The following is a 25,133-nucleotide window of genomic DNA, read 5'->3' as shown; positions in this document are numbered from 1 at the left end:
ATGAACAAACCTAAATTCATACTAAGCGGTGGCGGTACTGGCGGGCATATTTACCCGGCAGTGGCTATTGCCAATGAGTTAAAGGCGCGTTTCCCGGAGTGCGAAATACTTTTTGTAGGTGCTTCAGACAAAATGGAAATGCAAAAAGTGCCACAGGCCGGTTACAAAATCATTGGCCTTTGGATAGCGGGCATACAGCGCAGGCTTACGTTAGACAACGCCATGTTTCCGCTTAAGCTGGCCAGCAGCCTTTTAAAGTCGAGGCGCATTATTAAAGACTTTAAGCCCGATGTAGTGATAGGCACCGGAGGCTTTGCCAGCGGACCGTTATTAAAAGCTGCATCTGGCATGGGTGTGCCTACGGTAATACAGGAGCAAAACTCTTTTCCGGGCATAACCAATAAATGGCTGGCAAAAACGGCAAGTAAAATATGTGTGGCATACGATAATCTTGAGCGTTTTTTTCCTGCAAACAAAATTGTTTTTACAGGGAACCCGGTAAGGCAGGATTTAATAGATACCGATACCAAACGTGCCGAAGCCATAAAGCACTTTGGGCTTGATCCAAATAAAAAAACATTGTTGGTTTTAGGTGGTAGCCTTGGGGCACGCCGTGTAAACCAACTGATAGATAAAGAACTTGCTTACATACAGGCGCATGATGTACAGGTAATTTGGCAGTGTGGGAAACTGTACTACGATCAGTACAAACACCATAGCGAAAAAGACAACGTTCAGGTGCTGGCGTTCATAGACAGGATGGATTTAGTATACGCTGCGGCCGATTTTGTAGTGTCGCGTGCAGGAGCTTCTTCGGTGTCGGAGTTGTGCATTGTAGGTAAACCGGTAATTTTTATACCCTCGCCAAATGTGGCTGAAGACCACCAAACTAAAAACGCTGAAGCCATTGTAAGCAAAGGCGGGGCAATTTTGCTTAAAGAAGCGCAGCTCGATACGCAGTTTCAACCGGTGTTTGCAGATTTGGTAAGCAACGTAGAAAAGCAGCAGTCTTTGAGCCAAAAAATAAAGAAGCTTGCTAAAGTTAATGCCACAAACGACATTGTGGAAGAGGTGATAAAGTTGCTTAAAAGCTAAACTTTTTTCCACTGATTAAGAAGGATAAATTTATACTGAAATACTGAGTTTGTAAACAGGGTATACACGCCTTGCAGACTCAGAAGCATAAAACGGAGATGGAATTAGCAAACATTAAAAATGTCTATTTTATTGGTATTGGCGGCATAGGAATGAGCGCCCTGGCCCGCTATTTTAAATTCATAGGCAAAAATGTAGCAGGGTACGATAAAACTCCCACCCATCTTACAGACGAGCTGGTTGGCGAAGGGATAAATATTCACTTTGACGACAATACCGGCCTGATTGAAAATGCGTTCCTTGATAAAGAACATACACTGGTAGTAGTTACCCCTGCTGTGCCTAAACAGCATACAGAGTGGAACTATTTTACTGATAATGGGTTTGTAGTAAAAAAACGTGCCGAAGTGCTGGGCATTATCACTAAGGGAACCTTTTCTTTTGCGGTAGCCGGTACCCATGGTAAAACTACCACCAGCAGCATACTGGGGCATATATTGTTCCAGAGCGGTGTAGATGTTACGGCGTTTATAGGCGGTGTGGTAGAAAATTACAACTCTAACCTTATAGGCAGTGGTAAAACGGTAACCGTAGCAGAAGCAGATGAGTTTGACCGCTCGTTTCTGCACCTGCACCCAAATATAGCGTGCGTAACCAGTACCGATGCAGACCACCTAGATATTTACGGAGATACGGCTTCTATAGAGGCATCGTTTCGCGAATTTGCAGATAAAGTAGAAGATAAAAGTAAGCTGTTTGTAGCTACAGGTCTTCCGCTTGAAGGTGTAACGGTAGGTGTGGGCAGCGGAGCGTTTTCGGCACAAAACATTCGCATAGAAGACAGCGCCTATGTATTTGACGTGGTAACACCAACCGGTGTAATTACCGATATACATTTTGGTCTGCCGGGTCACCATAACTTAACCAATGCTACGCTGGCTTTAGCAATGTCGTATACCTACGGTGTTTCGGCTGAGGATATTAAGGCTGCACTGGCAAGTTTTAAAGGTGTAAGGAGAAGGTTTAGCTACCAGATAAAAACTGATGAACTGGTGTATATAGACGATTATGCACACCACCCTACAGAGATTAACGCGGTATACCAGGCCGTTACAGAGCTGTACCCGGGTAAAAAGGTACTGGCGGTGTTTCAGCCGCATTTGTTTAGCCGTACGCGTGATTTTGCTGATGGTTTTGCAGAAAGCCTTGGCAAGTTTGAAAATATAGTGTTGTTAGATATATACCCTGCAAGGGAATTGCCTATGGAAGGCATTACAAGCCAGTGGTTGTTAGATAAGATACAGAACCCTAATAAGAAACTGGTAAGCAAAGAAGATTTGCTGCCGTTGCTTAAAGAAACAGATGCACAGGTGGTAATAACCATAGGTGCCGGCGATATAGGCGAAATGGTACCTGAAATAAAAGCGTTTTTGCATGAAAAATATTAACTGGACAAACATAAGGCTGGTGGTTATGCTGGCGGTGGTAGTTTTCCTGTATTCTTTTTCGGCGTATCGTAATGAAAACAGGAATTTAAAGCAGCCTGAAATCGTATTCGTTGACAACGAGAGTTTTATAACGAAAGAAGACGTTAATAAGTTGTTGAAACAAAATTTGGGCTCACTTACAAGCATTAAGAAAGTTCAGCTAGATTTGAGTAGGGTGGAAAGAACAATCTGTGAAAATCCTATGGTAAGTAAGGCTGAAGTTTACGCCACTGTAGACGGAAAGCTTAAAGCTGAAGTAACGCAAAGAAAACCTGTTGCGAGAGTGTTTGAGGGAGCCAAATCGTTCTATATTGATTATGAAGGCAAAGAGATGCCGCTGAGCCAAAACGAAACCGCAAGGGTTCCGCTGCTTACAGGCAGCCGTGGCCTTGTAGAGGAAAAAAGGCTGAAGCTTTTGCTGGATTATATTTATGATGATGATTTTTTAAAAAAGCACATCACCGGAATGGAAATTTTACCTAAGGGTAATATAGTTATGATTCCACGGGGGTATGATTTTGAAATAATGTTTGGCAGTCCGATTAACATCGACAGGAAATTTGATAATTACAAGGCGTTTTTGCACAACGCCATTAAGGATACATTGACAGAGAAATACAAAACAATAAACCTGAAGTTTGCGCAGCAGGTTGTGTGCACCAAAAAACAGTAATATGGAAAGAGAGAGCATTGCAGTAGGATTAGACATCGGAACAACGAAAATCGTTGCGATGATAGGTAAAAAGAACGAGTATGGTAAACTGGAAATCCTGGGCATAGGGAAATCTAAAAGCCTTGGTGTGGCCCGTGGTGTGGTTAATAACATAACCCAGACCATACAGTCTATACAACAGGCCATACAAGAGGCTGAGTCTAATAGCGGCTATCGTATAAACGATGTGGTGGTAGGCATAGCAGGCCAGCACATACGCAGCATTCAGCACAGTGATTACATAAGCAGGACGAACCCTGACGAGGTAATAGGCGATGCTGATATAGATTTACTGATTAACCAGGTGCACAAACTGGCCATGCTTCCGGGTGAGGAAATAATACACGTTCTTCCGCAGGAGTTTAAAATAGACGGACAAGGAGAAATCAAAGAACCTATAGGCATGTACGGCGGGAGGCTTGAGGCCAGTTTCCACGTGGTAGTGGGTCAGGCATCCAGCATACGTAATGTGGGCCGATGCATTAAAAGTTCGGGCTTAGACCTTTCTGGCCTTACCCTTGAGCCGCTTGCCTCTGCAGATGCAGTACTTAGCCAGGAAGAAAAAGAGGCTGGTGTAGCACTTATAGATATAGGTGGTGGTACTACAGACCTGGCCATTTTTAAAGATGGCATTATCCGCCATACAGCGGTTATACCATTTGGCGGTAACGTGATTACTGACGATATTAAGGAAGGTTGCTCTATTATAGAAAAGCAGGCAGAACTGCTTAAGGTAAAATTCGGTTCGGCGTGGCCAGGTGAAAACAAGGATAATGAAATAGTTTCTATCCCCGGCCTTCGCGGACGTGAGCCAAAAGAAATTTCGCTTAAAAACCTTTCAAAGATTATCCACGCCCGCGTGGTAGAAATCGTAGAACAGGTATTTGCAGAAATTAAGGCGTACGGGCACGAAGATCCGCGCAAAAAGCTGATTGCTGGTATTGTGCTAACCGGAGGTGGTGCCGAACTTAAGCATATAAAGCAACTTGTAGAATATATTACCGGTATGGATACCCGTATAGGATACCCTAACGAGCACCTTGCCGGCAAATCAGGCGAAGAAATTTCGAGCCCGCTTTATGCTACAGCAGTAGGACTTGTAATGAATAGCCTAAGGAACAATACGCTTAGTGCTACACCGCTTGTAGAATTGCAAAAGCCTATGTACCAACAGCCACCGGTAGTAAGGTACCAGCAGCCGGTACAGCTGGTTGTAAATGCAGCTACGACAGCTAAACCGGTTACCCCGCAGCCACAGGCAGCAGTACCACAGCCGGAACCTGTAGCGGTAACAGCACAAGAACCTGTTTTGGAAACGGCATCGGCTACAGCCACTGCTACAGCTACAAGGCCAATGGTAGAAAACGTGATGGAAGAATCGACCGAGAAAAAAGTGAAGAGGTCGTTTTTTGACAAGTATATAGATAAGATTAAAGATTTTTTAGATAACGCAGAATAATAACCCGTTGATTATGATGAACACAGATTTTGGAAGTATTTCGTTTGACTTACCTAAAAACCAGTCGAACGTGATCAAGGTAGTAGGTGTTGGCGGCGGTGGAAGCAACGCAATCAACCACATGTTTAAGCAAGGGATTAAAGGGGTAGACTTTGTTATCTGTAATACAGACAGCCAGGCGCTTCAAAACAGCCCTGTCCCTACAAAAATTCAACTGGGTGTAAACCTAACCGAGGGTCTTGGTGCAGGTGCCAACCCTGAGGTAGGGCAACAGTCTGCTCTTGAAAGTATAGAAGACATAGAAAAAATGCTCGATACCAATACCAAAATGCTTTTTATTACAGCAGGTATGGGTGGTGGTACCGGTACCGGTGCGGCACCTGTTATTGCTCAGCTGGCTAAAGAGCGCGATATACTTACGGTTGGTATTGTAACCATTCCTTTTCAGTTTGAAGGTAAGGTAAGGGGCGAGCAGGCACTTAAAGGTGTAGAGCGTCTTCGTAAACAGGTAGATTCGCTTATTGTTATAAACAATAATAAGCTTAGGGAGGTGTATGGTAACCTTGGCTTTAAAGCCGGTTTCTCTAAAGCCGACGAAGTGTTAGCAACGGCATCTCGCGGTATAGCAGAGGTAATTACGCACCACTACACTCAAAACATTGACCTTAAAGATGCTAAAACAGTACTAAGCAACAGTGGTACGGCCATTATGGGTTCGGCAACTGCTGTGGGCGAAAACCGTGCTAAAGATGCTATTGTTAGTGCGCTGGACAGCCCGCTGCTTAACGATAATAAAATTACCGGTGCTAAAAATGTACTGCTTCTTATCGTTTCTGGTACTACTGAAATTACCATTGACGAAATAGGTGAAATCAACGACCATATACAAAGTGAGGCAGGATACAATGCCAACATTATTATGGGTGTGGGCGAAGACGAAACCCTGGGCGATGCTATTGCTGTAACTATTATAGCTACAGGCTTTAACATAGAACAGCAAAACGAAATTGTAAACAACGAGCCGAAGAAGATAGTACACGCGCTGGAAGAAGAACAAAAAATGGTACACGACCTGTCTAAAAGAACAGTAGTGACTTCATTTGATTTTTCTGCGCCTACAGAGACCAAGCACGAACCGGTTGTGGTTGCTGAGCCTGTTGCAGAAACACGTATTGTACATACCCTTGAGGAGGAGGTTGAGGAAAAAAAGCCAATAGCTGAAGTGACCATAACGGAGCCCGCTTCAGAATTTATAAATAACCTTGATGTTTTCTTTGAAATTGTGGCTCCTGTAAAAGAAACTCCCGCTGCTGCGGTGCCTGTGGCTGCCCCGGTAGTTGCTGTTCCTGCTGCTGCTGCTGCGCCGGTTGTTGCCGCTCCTGTAGCTGTTGCCACTCCTGCTATTAAAGATTTCAGGGATATTGAAGTAATAGATCCTGAGTTTGTAATAGTAGAGAAGAAAGAGGATCAGTTTGCTTTTTCATTTGACCTGTCTATAGACAATGCAAGGAAAGAGGAAAAAGCTACTTACTTTAGCCTTAACGACGAAGCACCTGCTGCTCTTGCTGTAAACGCAGTGCCGGCTCCGCAAGTTAATGAAGGTGGTGTGGTACGTTATTCGCTTGAGGACTATCTTGAAAAAGAGAACGAGTTGTTAAACTCTAAGCCACAGCAAAAAGAGGAACCACTGGCACAGGAACTTCAGTTTACGCTAAGAAATATTTTTGAGCCTGCTAATGAAGCTGTAACTCCGGCAGAACCTGTTGTAGAGCCTGTAGCACAGCAGCCTGTAGCACCAGCTCAGCCTGAGCCTGTAGCGCCAAGGTTTACGCCGGTGGCCGAGGAGATTTCTCCGGTAGAAATGACCATTGAGGAAACCCTTAGGTTACGTGCTGAAGAACGCAGGAGGAAGATGAAGGAGTTTAACCATAAATTCCACAACTCAAGAATTGACGAGATAGAAAAAGAGCCCGCTTATAAGAGAATGGGCATAGATTTAAACGATTCTCAAAGTGCTAGTAACAGGTCGCGCCTGTCGTTAGGATTTGATAGTAATAATGATTTGCAAATCAGATCGAACAATTCGTTCCTTCATGATAATGTAGATTAAACTAACCCGAATGTGAACCTTAACCCGAAAATATAATGATGTTTTCGGGTTATTTTTTTATCTTCGCCCCACAAATAAAACCACGAGTTATGAGTTTGCAATCACAGATCATGGACGCCATGAAAACGGCCATGAAAGAAAAAGATACCGTAGCGCTGGAGTCGCTCAGGGCTATAAAATCAGGCCTACTACTGGCACAAACAGAGAGTGGTGCTAAAGAAGAAATATCTGCTGAAGACGAAATAAAACTGCTTCAGAAGCTTGTAAAGCAGCGTAAAGACAGCGCGGCTATTTACATACAGCAAGGGCGTCAGGATTTAGCTGATCCGGAACTTGCACAGGCAGCTGTTATAGAAAAGTTTCTTCCTGCGCAGCTAACCGAAGAGGAGGTAGAAGCCGTAGTACGCAGAATTATTGCCGAAAATGGTTTTAGCGGTATGGCCGATATGGGCAAAGTTATGGGTATTGCTAATAAAGAGCTTGCCGGTACTGCAGATGGTAAAACAATATCGGGTGCGGTTAAAAAAGCACTGGCTTAAGGAATTTGTTTGAGGCTTAAAGTTTCGGTTTTTGGGTGTTCTGTCTCAAATTGAAGCTTTAAACCTCAAACAAAATAACAGGCCCCATAGTTCAATTGGATAGAATATCAGATTCCGGTTCTGACGATTTGGGTTCGAATCCCGATGGGGTCACTTAATGATTTTGTAAGTAGTTTATTTACATTATTTTAAAACTAAAACCTGTTGTAAATTACCGTTATTTTCCCGTTGATACGTGTTATAACAAGCGTTTTACAGCCAGTTTATAGTTCTCCGTACCGGATACGTGTGTTAACTGATTCTGCTAACTTGTGCATAAGTTCTTCGGTTGGGCTGGTCTTTCCAGTTTCTATTTTGCTTAACCAAGGTTATAGTTTTTAGAGGGATGGCCGGAAGACTTTCCCTTTTTTTATATATTATCCCGTTGAGCATTTTAAATAATGCTGGTTTCAATATTATTGATATTCCTGTCAAAGATAATTTTTTGATATACAGTACTAAAGTTGCAGCGGTTATCTTTGATAGGATTCTTGTTTTATACCCTTCAAAAGATTTCGGATAGTTTCTTTGTATCATAAACTGGTCACATAGCTGAGAGAAAAATGTTTCTATTCTTTTTCTGCATTTTCCAAAAATATAGAGTTGTTGCATATGGTTGTGCTGATTTTTTTGCATCGAAACTTCTAATTTTATCTGGCAGCTTTCAAAAAGATTAAGTTGTTTTTCAGAAGATAAATACCCTCTGTCTCCCAGTAATGTATAGTTTTTAATCTGATGTTGAATATTCTTCAGAGACTATATATCGTGTACTGAATCTGTTGTAATGTCAAGGCTCTTAACCACTCTACTAAAAGAACATACCGCGTGTAACTTATAGCCATAATAGTGTTTTGATTGCGCTGCACAGTAGCCTTTATTTAGATAACTTAAAGGCGATTCTTTACAAATCCTACTTCTTGCTGAACGTGATAACTTACATATTTCTAAAGGTATACCATTCACAATAAAGCAATCTTCAAACTCATTAAAGCAATCTGAAAGGCGTTGTCTTAAATGTTCAAAATACGGAAAAAGCTTTCACCTACGCCTGTTATAAACACTATCTAAATAATTCCTTATTAAAAATAGACATTTTTTTGATTTAGTGGATACATAATTTGTAAGGCATATTTTTGTTAATCGGTTTAACTGTGCGGTAATACATCTAAATATAATGGTAGTGTGTAAAATTTGATTTTTTATATTTTTCATACCTCTTTGTTGTGTATTGTTTGCAATGTGAATATTTTTTTAATAAAATGTTGGGATATAATTAAATTTTTTTTTGTAGGTTTTTTTATCCAAAAAAAAAATAACTTTGCATAAACCAATCTACCAAAGTAAATGAATAGGACCTTAGTACTTCTATCAGTAGTTCTTTTATCTGCATTAATTCTTATCTCTTATATTTTTTATATCCAGTTACCTAAGGTTGGATATGTAAACTTTTCTAAAGTTTTGAATGAATTCAAAATGTCTAAGGATATTAATTCAAATAAGGAAGTTTATGAATATCAAAAACGGGTAGATAGTTTATATTCATCTCTAGAAGCTTCTAATGAAACGAATACTAAAACAAAGATTATGCAACAGCTTATTGCTGAAAAAAATAATCTGGAAATTCTTAGCAATAATTTAATGTCCCAGGAATTAAAAAAAATTAACTCAAGGATTAGAAGTTACGGTACAGATTTTTCAAATTCTAAAGGGTATTCAGTTTTATTGGGATTAGGTCCTGATATGTCCGTTATTTCCGGCGACAGTAAAAATGATGTTACAGAGGAGTTTATATCTTATATAAATAAAAGATATGAAGGAGATCGGTAAAAAACTATTAATGATTTCTTTAATTGTATGCTTTTGCATTAGTTCCTGTAAAAAGGAATCGTCAACAGCTAGAGAAAAAAAACAGAACGAGGTAGAGGAACGATATTATAATTTTCAGGAAAAAGGCTGGAAATCTCTTAGCAATTCCCAAAAGATTGATGATATACATTATACTGCCACTGAGGTGCCACTTGATTACTATATACTAAATTCTCAAGAGAGTAAAGATGTTGTGGTTGCAGATTCCATCAGTAAGGCTAACAAAACTGAGCGCATTATTGAGTTTGAATTTTTACATGATGAGGAGAAGAATTTGTTAGAAAGTAATCTCCTTTCCATGGATTATGAAAGCGCGGTTGAATACATGTCTTTCAATATTTATAAAGACTTTTTTTTGGTTAGCGCACAAAAAGACACTATCCGTTGCCAGGGTGTCTTATTCCAAAGTGCTTATAAGGTTTCTCCGTCCAGTAAGTTGCTCCTCTTTTTTAGTGGTGTAGCACCTAACAGGCCGGTTCAACTTGTTTATGATGATAAGTTGTTTGGAAAAGGTTTGGTAAAATTCAGTTTTAAAGAAAACATTACAAAAATAGTATTATGATCCAACAAATCCGAAAAAGTAAGGTTACTAAGGTTGTGTCTATGTATCTGGCAATGATGATGTTGCTGGAGATTTTAGCGCCTATGAGTGCTTATGCATTAACAGGAGGGCCCGGACAGCCTGAATTTAACTCTTTTACCCCTATAGGTACCTCAGATATGGTAGATCTTTCCAGTGGAGATTTTAGCTATAATATTCCTATTATGGATGTAGGTGGTTATCCTATAAACCTTGCATACTCATCTAATGTTTCTATGGATCAAGAAGCATCATGGGTAGGTTTAGGATGGGATTTAAGTATAGGTCAGATTAACCGCCAGGTTAGAGGGATACCGGATGATTTTGATGGCGATGAAATGACTTACGAGAATAGTATGAAGGAAAACATTACCGTAGGGGGCAAACTAGGTGCTTCGCTGGCTTTTATCGGTATAGGTGAAAATGGAGAAAAAGGAGGGGGTTCAGGTTCAACTATTAATAATTCTGGTGGTTCTCCTACTGGTGGTTCTGGTGGTTCTCCTACTGGTGGTTCTGGTGGTTCTCCTACTGGTGGTTCTGGAGGTTCTCCTACTGGAGGTTCTGGTAGTTCTCCTACTGGAGGTTCTGGTAGTTCTCCTACTGGTCCATCTGGGGGGTCTTCAGGCGGGCCAATACGCACAACAGACTTAGCCGATGGTTTATCAGTTCGCTTAAGTGCATCCTTGGGTGTAACTTTAAATAATTATACTGGTTTTGACCATACAATTGACGTTGGTGCAAACTTTGGATATCCGTTATTAAAATCATTAAGTATAGATGGTGGTATCGGTATCTCCTCTTCGGGCAGTAACGGGCCATCTATTTCTTCTACAGTAGGCCTTGGATACCAAATGGGATTTCTTAAAAATAAAAGTGTTGATTTAGGATTGAATATGGGTACTTCTTACAGTAGTAGAAGGGGTATGGAGTCAATTTCAATAAACAGGTCGTTGAATTTAGGTTATGAGAAAGCAAGAACAGGAGAGTCCAGTAAGAGAGGTTTCAAAGGGGGGGGAGGACTTAATTTTGGAAGTAGTATATCTTTTGTAGATGCGTCGTATACTCCTTCAAGGCGCGCTACTATGTTGTCTGAATGCAATACTTACAGTGCCATGTACACCGGTGAGATGTGGGGAGTAGAACCAGGACCTAAATTAACAGGTTTTAAATCTAAGCAATTTATTCCTGATAATGAAAAAATAACTAAGGAGAAAGCATACGGTTATCAAAATACATTTAAAGCTACAAGGAATGATATTGTAGATTTTAACCGGGAAAAAGATCGGCCTTTTAGTAAAAACACGAAGTCTCTTCCACTTACAAACTATACATATGATATATATACTGTACAAGGCCAAGGAGTAGGGGGAACTTTCAGACCATACAGTAACCAGGTAGGATATATTTATGACAGGCAGGTAAATGATAATTCTAAAAGTAAGTCTTTGGGGTTGGAATTCGGACTTACAAGCCCTAACTTTAAATTTGGTGTAGATGTAGATATTGTAAAGAGTAATAGTCATACAGGCTTATGGGAAAATAATAACAACATACTTCCTAAACTAAGAGAAATTAAATCAGGAAACAGACCGGATTACGAAAAAATATATTTTAAAAATATTGGTGTTGGTAATATTGATGCTGATTATGCAAACAGCTTTAGGGATAAAATAGGTGGTTATAATGCCGTAAGAAATGGTGTTGATGGCAAAGACTACAGTGCAAGCCTAGCGAGCAGGTATGAATTTAAATCTTCGGCTACTGGAATTACTCCAATAGATATAACATCCCCTATAAAAAGGACTAACCGCGCACTTCGTGGACAGGTAATACAAAAGCTAACTCGTAAAGAAGCGACTAAATATGGTTTTGGTACTATATTCAGTAAGCATTGTAAACCATATATACATGACCACCATACTTCCGAAATTAGAATAATAAAAGAAGGAGGAGAGCGCTACGTGTACGGTAGGGCAGCTTATAATATTAAGAAGAAAGAAGTAACGTTTGATGTAAGCGGAAGGTCGTTTAATGGTCACTCAGGTATTGTAACCTACGGTGCTGGTGATAACAGCATAAAAAATAATGCAGGGGGAGATCATTATTTTAATGCTATAACTACTCCGGCTTATGCTCATACTTATCTACTTACTTCTGTGCTATCCAATGATTATTCTGATTTAACCGGAAATGGACCCAGCGATGATGATTTAGGAAGCTATACAAAATTTGTATATAACTCTAAAACAGGAAATACTCCGTATAAATGGAGAATGCCTTATGGAAATATGCAGGCAAATTATGATGAGGGATTGAAGTCAAGTAAAAAAGATGACAAAGGGAGTTATATTTATGGTGAAAAGGAATTATTATATATTGATACCATTGTAACCAAAACCCATATTGCAATTTTTGAGATTTCTAAAAGAAAGGATGGTTACGGAGTTGTTGGTGAAAATGGCGGCGGCGCTATTGGTATTTCAGCCCCAATGTACAAATTAGATAAGATTAAATTGTACTCAAAACCTGAGTTCATAGCTAAGGGGGCTAATGCCATACCCATAAAAACTGCAAATTTTGTTTATGACTATAGTTTGTGTAAAAATGTTCCAAATAATTTTACTGGTACATTAACCAGCAATGAAATATCTAATGACAGGGGTAAGCTTACATTAAAAAAAGTATATTTTACATATGGTAAGTCAAATATGGGTAAATATACACCTTATGAATTTTCGTATGTATCTGCACCTGCTGATTTACCAGATAATTACGATCCTAAGGCGTTTGATAGTTGGGGTAACTATAAACCGAATGACCCTTTGTCTGGCACGGGGGCTCTGGATACTCCTACGAATGGGGAATTCCCATTTACAGAACAAACAAAGAGCAAGGCAGACTTTAATAATACAAAATGGTTATTAAATGCGGTAGATTTACCTTCCGGTGGTAGGTTAGCAGTAAACTATGAATCTGATGACTATGCCTATGTTCAGGATAAGGAAGTTATGCAAATGTTTAAAGTAACTGGTGTTGGAGTTTCTTCTGATCCTGGCGCGGCTTATGTAACAAATACTAATTTATATGGCGATTTTTATACGGATATAGATATTAATCCTTTTTACATATATATAAAACTCACAGGCGCTAACGATGATGTAGTAGTTAATAATATTAATAGTGATGAAGATTTAATTAAACACTACATCAAACAGCTAACCGATAATCCTGTATACTTCCGTTTCCTGTTAAATATGGCGCCTCCTGGTACTTACCAGGACAGGTATGATTATGTTACAGGTTATATGAAATTTGCCGGTGAGTATAAACTTAGAAACTATAATGGAATTAAATATGCCTGTATAAAAGTAGAGAAGGAATCTAAAGGTGATGGATTTTCTAGTTCAAATTTTATGGTAAATCCTATTAGTAGGGCGGGTTGGGAGTTTGGAAGACAGTACTTAAATAATTTGGTTTATAATCATCCATCAGATGAAGTTACGGATGATTTAGGTGAAATCCTTACAAACATTGTACGTGCATATTCTAATATTAAGGATATTTTTAAGTGCCCTAACGGATTGCTCTATAATTCGGGTATTGCTAAAAAATTTGTGGCAGGTAAAGCCTGGGTAAGGCTAATGAATCCTGCTGGGAGAAAGTTTGGAGGCGGATCAAGGGTTAAGAGTATAAAAATTTATGACAATTGGGATGTTATGACCAATCACAATGGTGACGATATTTATAGTGAATATTACGGACAAGAATACAGCTATGATGATGAATCTGCTAACACTTCGGGTGTGGCGGCTTATGAGCCATTAGGTAATAAAGAAAACCCTTTTGTTCAGCCTTTCTATGACGCAAGAGATAGGACAGCAATTTTAGGGCCGGATTTAGAAAATTACGTTGAAAAACCTTTTGGAGAAATGTTCTTTCCTTCTCCCCGGATTACTTATGGTACAGTAACAGTTAAAAATATTGCCAGAGAGAGCTCTGTAAATAATACTGCTGTAAAAGTAAAACGACATGCTACAGGAAAAGTAGTCACCAAATTTTTTACCACTAAGGACTACCCCACACTTACAGAGATGACCGATATGGTAACGAGATATAAAAGTGGTTTTAGTATTAAATTCCCCAAGGGTTCAACCAAAACACATTTAACCTTATCGCAAGGATATACAATCCACATTAACGATATGGACGGTAAAATGAAAGGTCAGTATGTTTACGCAGAAGATAAGGATGATAACCCAATATCTAAAACGGAGTATATTTATGATGTATCGCCTTCAACGCAAACATCTGATGCGGCTAACAACATTAAAGGTAAGCTGAATAACGAAGTTACAACCATAGATCCTAAAGGCAACGTGTCTAAAAGGGTAATGGGAGTTGACTATGACTGCATAAATGATTTTAGAGAGTCTTACATTGAAACGGGGCAGGGAGGTGTAAGCGCAAATATTGCAGTAAATAGTGCGGGGCCTTTTGTAGTTACTTCAGGAACTTTCTTACCTAATTTTTCTGATACAGAGAGTTTAGCACGTACTGCTGTTGTTACAAAAGTTATTAATAGTATAGGCATACTTAGGGAACAGAGGGTTTTTGATGGAGACTCTAATGTTTATACCAGAAACTTAGCCTGGGATGCTAATACAGGAGAAGTACTGGTTACAGAAACTATTAATGAATTTAACGATAAGTATTATACGTTTAATTATCCTGCTTACTGGGCGTATGACCTTATGGGTCAGTCAGCGCAAAACATAGGTACTTCTTGGGAAATTGATTTTTTAGGGGGTGAAAACTATTCTTACAGGTTTTCAGGTGCTCTTTACAAAGCTAAAGATTACCTTACTGAAGGAGATGAACTTTGGGTAGAACCTTATGTGATGAACTATGATGAATCAAGAGAAATCTTTAGGGATGAAATAAAGGCGTATGTAGTTAAGCTTGAAAATAATTTATTTACACTGATTACAGAGGACGGTAAATATATAACAAAAGACCAGGTAGATAAAGCAAAAATAACAGTGATAAGATCCGGACGAAGAAATTTGGCTACCGCAGGTATGGCATCTATAACTTCTATGGTTAATCCTTTAGATAAAGTTGTTAACGGAAAGCTTCCGAATGATTTATTTAAATCTTCAAATTGGTCAGACTACCGTATTGTAAACGCTTCTGCAATACAATATCAGGATGAATGGGCTGCTCAATGCGAATGTAATCTGCCTAAAATGAAGTATGATAACAACGGGAAGTTAACATTTAATTATAAAGATGAAGGCATTTTTGGAGATAAAACATACAATCCTTACAAGTATAATGTAAAAGGTAACTGGCGTCCTAATAAGTCTTACGCTTATCTTACCTCCCGTAATGTTAATCCTGGTTCAGTGCCTAATACTAATGATAATATCTTAATTAGAACCAGTGGTTACTACAACAACTTTATGCCATTTTATGTTTTTGATCCATCTCTTAACAAGTGGTCAATATTTGTTCCGGATAATGCTACAGATCAGCAAACCCGAACGATGTTTAACAAATGGAAATTTGCATCTGAAATAACTCAGTATAACCCTTACGGCTTTGAGGTAGAAAACAAAGATGCCCTTGGTATATATTCGGCAGCTATTTACGGGTATAATTACCGTTTCCCTGTTGCTGTAAGTAGCAATGCTAAATACAGCCAAATAGCCTCAGACGGTTTTGAAGATTATGATTTTAATCATTGTGGTACAGAGGCGCACTTTAGTGTTGAAGGAAGTATTGTGCCTAACCAGGTATATACTACGAAAGAGCAATCTCATACTGGTAAAAAGAGCCTAAAGGTATCTCCGGGTAAAAAAGCCTCAATAGTAAAACAAATAAAGCCTTGTCCTCCGGCAAGTGGAAACTAATTTACCATTAACCTGCCAACTATGAAAAAAATTATATCTTTTTTAATTGTATTATTTGTAGTTAACCTGTCTTCTGCGCAGGTTATAGAACAGGATTTCTCATACTTTCCTCGGATACCAACTACAACTGTGGGAAATTCTAGTACAGTAAATTATACCCATAGTGGAAATTGGCGTATATTTAATGAAGCTGGTTCATTTTCATGGGGGGAATCGCAATTTGGTCCTACTTCATACGGTGAACTTTCATGTTTTGAACAAAGCGGAGGTAAAGACTGGCTTATTTCACCTGTGTTTACGTTACCGGCTGTTACAGAAAGTGAGCTTAGGATTGGGTCATTTTTTTATTCAAATTCACAATTGCCTTCAGGGTCAAGCTTGAAGGTTTTTATTGGAGATAATCCTAATGATGTAACCACAATTAATAGTACTCCAATATTTGAATTTCCTGTAGGGACTACTAATACAGATACTGGTAGGTATAGGGATATCTATTCAATTGAATATTTGCATATTCCTATACCTTCTATATACAGAGGGCAGCAAAAATGCATCTTTTTTTTAGTTGACTGTACAAATTCCAGTTCTTTTAATTCGGATAGTTATTGGGTGTTAAGAGATTTTTCTGTTGGTTGTGCAGCTCCCAGAAATGTGATTGTAGATAAACATTTAAATTCGGTAGATTTTTCATGGACCTGCCCTGAAAACATCTCGCATTGGGAAATTCGAATAGGGGATTCGTATAATAATTATCCTGGTAATATTATAACAGTTAATCAGCCATCAATAAACATAAGCACAAATCATTTGGGCCAGCCATTATCAAGTGGAGAAGGATTTTATCTTAATATCAGATCCGTTTGTGATGATGGGTTACGAAGTGATTGGCAAGAGGTTGGAAGTTATTGCATTCAACCCGGAGAAGAGTGCGAAGCGCCATTCGTTGCTACTTTACCTTTTGTTCGTTATCGTTCCCCCCTAGGATATAACGAATTTATTAATTATTCTTATAGAGGAAGTAATCCATCTAATTGTGGTACTAATGCCTCATTTTATTTTACTGACCGACAAACGATTTACTCATATACCCCTTCTGTAACAGAAGATATAGATATTAAAGTAGTATCGCTGGCGGCATTTGGGATTTTTTTATACGATGATTGTGCCAATCTTCCTAATAATTGTATTGCTTCTGCTACAAACAATGCTAATAATACAGCATTAATATCTAATTTTCATGCTTTGGCAGGACATACCTATTATGCATTGTTAGCTACTCCTGAAACTCCAAAAGGGTATCCAGCTGTATTTACTATGACAAAATCAAATGCCTGTGTAAATGGTATACAAGCATCGTTCACCGCAGTAAGCGATACTAATATTGGTCGGTTCAATGTAAGCACAAACATTCTTAGTTTTGATGGTTCTTTGTCTTTAGTGGCAAAGTGTCTTGTAAATGGAGTTGTTACGGCAAGCCAAACTATAAATGAACTGGGTACTTACCAGTTTGGGCCTTTCAGTGGTATAGATAACGTAAATATTTTATTAGAAAAACCTCAAAATCCTTCCTGTTTTTTACTTAGTAACATATTAACACAGTATGATACTAATGCTTGTGTCCAAACTATTGGTACCGTTAATGTATCCCAATCAGGTAACTGCCAAAATGTTCAGGGTAGCTTACAGGATAGGTCATTATCAAATGTAACACTACAAAATTGCAGCCCGCAGCCTGTTGTAGATGCATGGTATGATTTTACAGCTACTTCTTCAGAACAGCACATTGTACTTACAAGCGGCAGCCTTGGTAATACAAATTTAAAATTTGCAGTTTATAAAAAATGCCCTGATCTAGAACAATTATATTGTTCTTCAGGGTCGCAAGGTACTGTTACAGGATTAACCGTAGGCCAGATATATAGGATAAGGGTGTATGCCACTTCATTTTCTGATAATCTTGATTTTAACCTTTGCGTAAGCGGAGCCGTGACCACATGTGCTGACAATAACCCCCAATTTCCGACGATAAAGCACATGTTTATAAACCTTATAAATCATTTGTGGGTAAATAAGGACCAAATAGCGCAAACAGGCAACGGGTACACATGCAGCCAATTGTCGCTCCTAGCACCTTATATCACAATTGCTAATCCGTCTATAAACAATTTTGTAGCTACTCCTAATTCTATTACGTTTAGTTTTTCAAACCATGGCGGAAACAACGATTTGAAAATTTATTTCCGGAATGCTACCGATTTTATATCAAACTTTTTGTTCATGGATCAGTTCAGTGTGAGTTCACAAACACCCATACGTTCAGTTTCGGGTAACATTGAGAGCTCAGCTGATTATTTAAATAGTTCGGTTGATAATGGGTTTGTAACATTTGTAAATTTTTGTCCTTCAACTACAGAGGTTCGTTGCCTGCCTGAAATGACAGGTAATATTGTAATAGCGGGCGGCGGGTCTTGCGTATCAGCTCAACATCCTACATTATTTACGGTAACTACCAGCCGTCCTACAAATCACTTTACGTGGACATTTACAAGTAACGGAAGTACAATTGAAACTGTTACAACAACCGTACCAAGTATAACAAGAAGTTTTTCTACTTATGGAGATTACCAAGTTTCTGTAGTAGCTGAGGCACAGGGTTGTTCTAATACGTTCCGTTTTATATATACTGTTTCTAAAATATGCCCTGATCAATGTGCCGATAATGTTAATTCTACATTGGTAAAAGGTCTTTTTATTAATTTGGTTAACCATCTTTTAGACTTATATCCGGGGGGAGAAAATATTACATTGCCATATACTTGTCCGCAGCTCACAGCACTGGCACCATATATTAATGATGTAAATCCTGCTATACAGAGTATGAGTTACGACTATAGTACAAATATTTTAAATGTTTCTTTTGGTACGCATTCAGGTTACGATATTTCCATTAAAGATTTAGGTGCTCATGTGAGCGATATCAATATTATTGATGTAACGTCAGATACAAGTTTGGTAACAACACTACCTACAGTATATGAAAATGGCAGTATTGTTGCTAATTCTGTAAGACATGTTAAGTTTTGTAATATAAACAACAATTGCGAGGATTATGCGGCATCTATATTACTTAATACAAGTTGTTTAAATACAGGTAATCTTGTTAATATTTCTTATTTAGCACCCGTAAGCGACATCCAATCCGCTCATTGGACTATTACTCAAAATAATGCGGTTGTAGTAAGAAATGATAATAATAGTTTTACCTATACACTTCCTGCTGCCGGTGAGTACATAATAAGTCTTAAACTTGTGAGGTCAGGAGGTTGTGTAAATACATTTACAAAAACAATTAATATAAATTCTGCATCTACTAATTGTAACCCTATTTGCCAAACTGTAACTAATGTTAATATATATCCTACAGGAGAATGTACGCCTGTAGCCGGTAGTTTAAGCTCTGGTTTTTCATCAAATCCAAATGATATTATATGCGGCCAGCATCCTACTGTAGAAAGATGGTATTCTTTTCAGGCTACTGCTAATACACAACATATACAACTTGCTGCGCCAGGTAATTTAGGCACACAATTAAGATATGCTTTATATACTGGCAGTTGTAATAGCTTGACTCTTATGGCTTGTGGAAACGAAAATCAAACTACGTTAAACAATTTTATTATAGGTAATACGTATTTTGTAAGAGTGTACGCGATTGCAGGAATTAATCCCCCTTTAGATTTTGAGCTTTGTGTAACAGGCCCAACTGCTACTTGTATAGATAATTTGGCTAGTGCAAAGACAGCTAAGGGACTGTTTGTTAACCTTATAAATCATTTAATTGCTAACTCTTCTGCAATACAAGGACAGTCACAGCCATATACTTGCAATGAACTAACAGCTCTGGCTCCGTATATCACAGATGCAGCACCCACTTTAGGTATTTATAATCTTACAGCTACACCTAACTCGCTGTCTTTTAGTTTTGCAAATCACGGTATTGATCGCGATGTTACAGTGTTCATGCAAACACCGGGCTATATTTCTGATTTTGAATATATAGACGACTATTCTGTTAATGGATCTTTGGTAAAATATATTCAAGGTGATGCCAATACCTCTCAGGATTTATTTTACGGTGTACAGAATGAAGGTCGCATCAGGCATATTGATTTTTGTAAAGATATTTCTGCCCCCTGTACCCCTGCTATTACGGGAGATATAATTTTAGCTACTTCGTCGCCATGTATTGTTCAGGGTGAAAGTACTAGTGCCTATTTTCCTGGCATTGAATCTAATGTATCAGTCGTTAGCTGGACCGTGAAAAGTTATGATGGTACATACAGTATGACTTATCCGGGTACGGGTTCTGTAAATATTACTTTTCCTAGCGCTGGCAGCTATATTATTAAATTAATGCTAAGCACGAGCGTTTTTAGTACTTGTTATACTGAAATTTATAAAACAGTAACGGTTAATAGTACTTGTACAGATGTACCTTCACTTACTTGTCCTGAAGATGAATCTCTTTATATAAAGAATTTATATAAAAGTCTTGTTAATCATCTTTTAGATTTATATCCTGCAACACCGGTATCTCAAGGTTATACCTGTGCAGAACTATCTGCGCTTTCGTCTCATTTATCAGATCAGAACCCTGGGATTTATAATGCGTTGTATGACTACAATACAAATACCCTACGTTTCTCTTTTGGTAACCATGCAGGTTACGATGTAGTGGTAAAAGATTATGGGGTGCCAATAGCCGATATTGATATAAGCACTTATACTGTTCCGGAAAATACTATTAATTTAAATACTGTATACGTTAACGGACTTACTGATACTCAAAATGCTGTAAGGCATGTTAAGTTTTGTGCTAGCGATATTGCTTGCCCAGAGTACTCGGTATCAATTGTTGCACCAAACGCAACTGATTGCCTACCTGGAGGATTATCGACATTTACCTATCTTACAAGTGCCCCATCAATATCTACGGTAACTTGGAAACTATTCCAGGGTACAGTGGATGGTACACAATTAATGACAGGGAATGCCGATAGTTTTGCTTATAACTTTACGGAAGGTACCTACACTTTAACATTAGATATTTCTTATTCTGCTTCTTGTAAATTTGGTAGTTCAAGAACATTTACTGTTTTAGCGAATGGAGTATGTGCCGTTCCATGCGAAGGAGCTACAACATTACCGGTATCTTCTATAGGTAACTGTAGTCCTACAACGGGTAGTTTTAGTAATGCTTCATTATCTACTGTTCCACTTACAAATTGTACTCCAGCACCTATTGCTGAAGTTTGGTATGAATTTGTTGCTACATCGTCTGTACATTATATCCAGCTTTCAGGCATAAACGGACAGGAGACACATATTAAATTTGCGCTATACACGGGTAATTGTAACAATCTTACACAGGTATATTGTAGCGATAATATTTCCCAGACGATGGTTAATAACCTTATTCCGGGAGAAACATATAAAGTAAGGGTATATACAACTTCTGTAAATACACCTAACAGTTTTTTAATTTGCGTTTCCGGTTCTGTTTCAACCTGTGCAGACACAAATAGCCGATCGCCGCAGGTAAAACAGTTGTTTATAAATTTAATAAATTATGTAATAGCAAATAGAGATAATCTTCCGCGATTTTCTGGTTTTAACTGTCCTGAACTTATGGCGCTGGCCCCTTACATAGCTGTAGAATCACCTAGAATTTATAGTTTGAGGATAAATAATGATGTTATAACTTTTAATTTCTCTTTAGGAGTATATGGAAGTAGCGACGTTACCATACATATGCCACCTAGTGGATACTATCAGTCGTTTGCCTTTACTTCTACTTTTGATGTAAACCAGTTAACTAGTTTACAATTTGCAAGAACTAACGATGACTATTATCATACTGAAGCTAACTTATCTGGCCAGGTACGTAAAATTAATTTCTGTCCGGACATACCATGTAATACTGTTATTACAGGATTAGTAACTTCAAGCGTAGGTGAATCGTGTGTACTAGCAGGTAGTGCTGTTACATTTACATTTACTACACAAAGTAATGTACAATCTGCTAAAACCTGGATTTTAAAAGATTCTACCGGCAATTTGATTAGAAGCTATGTGGGTTCTGAGTTCTTACTAAACGGTTTAAGCACTATTGGAATGTATGATCTTGAAGTTACAGTGAGTACTGCTTCAGGATGTAGGGAAACTTTCCACAAAGAATTTGAAATTAAAACAAGTTGTGATTCACAAAGTTGTACCGAGCAAAATCCTAATACTATAAAAGCTTTATATCTGGCTTTAATAAATAAGCTTTTAGCTCTATATCCTCAAAATCCTGTTACGTCTCCTTATAATTGTGAGGAGCTTGTAGCACTTTTACCGTATTTAAACACAGATGCAGAAATGCTGTACAATGTACAGTATGATCCGGCTACCCAAATTTTGTCTTTCAGTTTTGGGGATCATGCTGGTTATGATGTAGCGGTTAAAGATATTGGCGTGCCGGTAAGTAATTTACTTTTGTCTGGATTTACTTCAGCAGACCAGGCTTTTATGCCAAGGACTATTTATAACAATGGTCATGTAGAAATGACACATAGCATAAAAGGTGTGGATTTCTGTCAAAGCATTGAATGTCCTTCTATATATGTAAGTATAGAGATGGCCGATGGTCTTTCATGTGTAATGCAAAATGTAGCGAAGCGATTTTTGTTACAAACTACTGCTACAAATATCAATTCATATACATGGAAGTTTCTTGATTCAGATAATACTACGGTATTGTTTTCACAGTCTAACGTGTCTAGTTTAGAGTTTAGTTACCCAACTGCGGGCAATTACCTGATTCAGCTAGACGTAACATACAATAATGGCTGTACAGGGAGCTTTTATAAAAACCTAACGGTTTTACGTACAGGTAGTATTAATAATTGTTCTACCTATTGTACTGAAACCAATGACTTATCTGCAGATGTTAAACAGAAGTATATAGCTTTATTAAATAGGGTAATAACAACATGTTTGGCGGGTAATACTATTGTAAACGGTACGGGTATATCTGAAGTTTCTCAACTTGAGCCATATCTAGTAGATACTAACCCGGGTATTTATAACTTATCGTTTAATACTACAACAAGAATTGCCAAGTTTTCATTTGCTCCACATGGTGTAAACTATGATGTAGAACTCTTTATTCCAAATAAGTTAAACATTCATACCCCTTTTATAAATTTTAGGATACCATACCGCGTAAGTGATGTTAACCTTCTTAACTACAATGCAAATGATGAAGGATTACAAACACTTGCTATCACTTATGAATTGGCTTCAAATCCTTACAGTTTAACGGTTCAACCAATAACTTCATTACAGCATAAAGTAAGGCACGTTGACTTTTGTCCTGGTATTATTTGCATACACCAACCGGGTGCTATAGCTCTTGAAACCGGCTTGTCTTGTGTGCAGACTAATAACGAAATTAAGTTTAAGTATATGGGTAATAGTACTCATATATCAGACTATACATGGAATTTTTACGACAGGTTTGGTGCTATGATTGGTGCACCTGTGCATGGTGCAACTCCTGTTAAAATATACAACGAGGAGGGAACTTATAAAGTTACCCTAAGCATAAGGCTTGATGATGGTTGTTTATCTACTTACACAAAAACCATAACAGTTAGCAATACCTGTACATCTTTCTGTACAGAAACAAACGAAAGATCATCAACAGCAAGTAATGCCTTTGTAAGTATGATTAACGACATATTTACACAACAGTCGTTACCTGCTACAGGCTATCTTAGTGATAAAGTAGACGACATGATACAATTTATTACAGATAATAATCCAAGGATTTATAACGCTGTTTATTCGGGTCAAACCTTATCTTTTTCATTTTCTCAGAATAGCACTTCTCCGGATGTTGTTATAAAAAATTATGGCTTAGTAACAGATATAAATTTTGTTGGTTATACAACATCCGGAAATTATACTACCGCTATTGTAAGCTATGCAAATGGCAGTACTGATACAGCGCAGATAAAGCATGTCAATTTCTGTCCGGCAGCGCCCGAATGTCGTAAACACATTTCTTTTGTACTCGATGAATCGGGTTCTATATCTGAAGAGGAAGGGTCTTATATAAAAATGCAATTGACCAATTTTGTACAACAACAACATGATTTTGGTGCTGAAACTTACATATCTTTTATAGGTATGTCTGATTCAGATAACGATACGCGTCACGATCATATCTACAGTCAGGTTACTACTGACGATCAAGTAAGAGACTTTAAAAATTGGCTACAGCGATATAAAGCAGGCTATACATCCGAAGGCAGACTGAAAGGAATAACGCCCAATTCGGATTACTGGGCTAGTGGTTTAAAAACTGCGATGACTCAGGACATAAGGCCAGATGTTGTAGTAGTGATTACAGATGGATCTCAGACCGCTAACCTGCAAAACCTGAAAAACATAATTAGGGATATTCGCAGTAATTCGCATCTATATGTTTATGGTATAGGCTCTGGTTCATATGTAGATTTAGACCCTCTGCGCCGTAATGCTAATAACGACGCTAATGTTAGAAGTGAAGTTACAGGTAAGCTAATAGCTTCCTTAAAGTATTTATTTGAATTGCCGTCTACTGATTTTCCTGTGAGTAATAGAGATGATATAGACAGGGGAGATTTTTACGAATATGCAAACTTTAATGATATTGCATTAGATAAAACGTATTTTTCAGATAAAATGGCAAGGGCTCACTACGGTTGCGGTGGACAGGTTACCCCAAAAGTGTACTGTGATGACTGTGAAACTTTCCAGCCAGAAAAAGGTAATTATTTTATTACAGGGTGGGTTAAAGAATTAGTAACTTATCAGGTTACTACCTATGCGAACGCATTGGTCAAACTTCGTTTCACAGACAGTGTAGGAAATGAAACAGGCACATCAGTTCAGATTTTTCCTTCAGGAGACATTATAGATGGATGGCAGCGTTTTGCTATGAATTTTAGTATACCTGAAAATACTTCATTGTTTAGTATTGAACTTGTTAATGCAAGCCCGGGTACTCCTGTATTCTTTGATGATATAAGGCTGCATCCAATTGATGGAAGTATGAAAACATTTGTTTATGACCCTGAAACCTTTAAACTAGCTGCAGAACTTGATGATAATAACTATTCTACCTTTTATGAATATGATAAAGAGGGAAGTCTTATAAGGGTTAAAAAAGAGACTTCACAAGGTGTTAAAACAATTCAGGAAAGCCGTTCGGGTAACAAAATAAAAACAACTACGAACTAATGAT

Annotated in this window: 11 protein-coding genes and 1 tRNA gene; 11 read left to right on the top strand and 1 reads right to left on the bottom strand. The window is 38.2% G+C overall.

The genetic code is table 11. From position 1 onward, the window contains the following. The 7 genes from murG to ACLI08_RS13325 all read left to right on the top strand — a co-directional run bounded on the left by murG (nucleotide 1) and on the right by ACLI08_RS13325 (nucleotide 7,555). Nucleotides 1-1,095 carry an undecaprenyldiphospho-muramoylpentapeptide beta-N-acetylglucosaminyltransferase gene (gene murG / locus ACLI08_RS13355; RefSeq protein WP_411428999.1) on the top strand — a complete coding sequence of 365 codons (1,095 nt, stop codon included), beginning with the start codon at nucleotides 1-3 and terminating at the stop codon, nucleotides 1,093-1,095. A gap of 98 nt (nucleotides 1,096-1,193) precedes the next feature. Continuing rightward, nucleotides 1,194-2,543, top strand: coding sequence for a UDP-N-acetylmuramate--L-alanine ligase (gene murC / locus ACLI08_RS13350; RefSeq protein WP_411428998.1), 1,350 nt, complete (start codon nucleotides 1,194-1,196; stop codon nucleotides 2,541-2,543). Next, nucleotides 2,530-3,255: a cell division protein FtsQ/DivIB gene (locus ACLI08_RS13345; RefSeq protein WP_411428997.1), complete on the top strand. Its 726-nt coding sequence runs from the start codon at nucleotides 2,530-2,532 to the stop codon at nucleotides 3,253-3,255. The genes murC and ACLI08_RS13345 overlap by 14 nt, the downstream gene beginning before the upstream one ends. Nucleotide 3,256: 1 nt before the next feature. Further along, nucleotides 3,257-4,753, top strand: coding sequence for a cell division protein FtsA (gene ftsA, locus ACLI08_RS13340; RefSeq protein WP_411428996.1), 1,497 nt, complete (start codon nucleotides 3,257-3,259; stop codon nucleotides 4,751-4,753). Between the two features lie 13 nt (nucleotides 4,754-4,766). After that, nucleotides 4,767-6,863 (top strand): cell division protein FtsZ, encoded by a 2,097-nt coding sequence (ftsZ, locus tag ACLI08_RS13335; protein ID WP_411428995.1) that lies wholly within the window; start codon nucleotides 4,767-4,769, stop codon nucleotides 6,861-6,863. 89 nt (nucleotides 6,864-6,952) lie between these two features. Then, the gene (locus ACLI08_RS13330) at nucleotides 6,953-7,402 is read left to right on the top strand and encodes a GatB/YqeY domain-containing protein (protein ID WP_411428994.1); all 450 of its coding nucleotides are present in this window, start codon (nucleotides 6,953-6,955) and stop codon (nucleotides 7,400-7,402) included. Nucleotides 7,403-7,482: 80 nt separating this feature from the next. After that, nucleotides 7,483-7,555 (top strand) — tRNA-Arg (locus tag ACLI08_RS13325). Nucleotides 7,556-7,693: 138 nt separating this feature from the next. Here ACLI08_RS13325 and ACLI08_RS13320 read toward each other — a convergent pair. Continuing rightward, on the bottom strand, nucleotides 7,694-8,155 hold the full coding sequence (locus ACLI08_RS13320; RefSeq protein WP_411429201.1) for a transposase: 462 nt from the start codon (nucleotides 8,153-8,155) through the stop codon (nucleotides 7,694-7,696). 630 nt (nucleotides 8,156-8,785) lie between these two features. Between ACLI08_RS13320 and ACLI08_RS13315 the strand changes: the two genes are divergently transcribed. The 4 genes from ACLI08_RS13315 to ACLI08_RS13300 are packed head-to-tail and all read left to right on the top strand — an operon-like array spanning nucleotide 8,786 to nucleotide 25,129. Then, a complete protein-coding gene (locus tag ACLI08_RS13315; protein ID WP_411428993.1) occupies nucleotides 8,786-9,268 on the top strand; it encodes a hypothetical protein in 483 nt (160 codons plus the stop codon). After that, on the top strand, nucleotides 9,252-9,869 hold the full coding sequence (locus ACLI08_RS13310) for a hypothetical protein (RefSeq protein ID WP_411428992.1): 618 nt from the start codon (nucleotides 9,252-9,254) through the stop codon (nucleotides 9,867-9,869). Before ACLI08_RS13315 ends, ACLI08_RS13310 begins: the two co-directional genes overlap by 17 nt. Beyond that, the gene (locus ACLI08_RS13305; RefSeq protein WP_411428991.1) at nucleotides 9,866-15,799 is read left to right on the top strand and encodes a hypothetical protein; all 5,934 of its coding nucleotides are present in this window, start codon (nucleotides 9,866-9,868) and stop codon (nucleotides 15,797-15,799) included. Before ACLI08_RS13310 ends, ACLI08_RS13305 begins: the two co-directional genes overlap by 4 nt. Nucleotides 15,800-15,820: 21 nt before the next feature. Then, the gene (locus ACLI08_RS13300) at nucleotides 15,821-25,129 is read left to right on the top strand and encodes a PKD domain-containing protein (protein ID WP_411428990.1); all 9,309 of its coding nucleotides are present in this window, start codon (nucleotides 15,821-15,823) and stop codon (nucleotides 25,127-25,129) included. Nucleotides 25,130-25,133: the final 4 nt, after the last annotated feature.

The organism is Flavobacterium sp. RNTU_13 (genome assembly GCF_046614455.1).
In the GTDB taxonomy this organism is placed as follows: Bacteria; Bacteroidota; Bacteroidia; order Flavobacteriales; family Flavobacteriaceae; genus Flavobacterium.
Note: the sequence above shows the minus strand (reverse complement) of the source record. Positions and strands in the feature narration are given on the sequence as shown.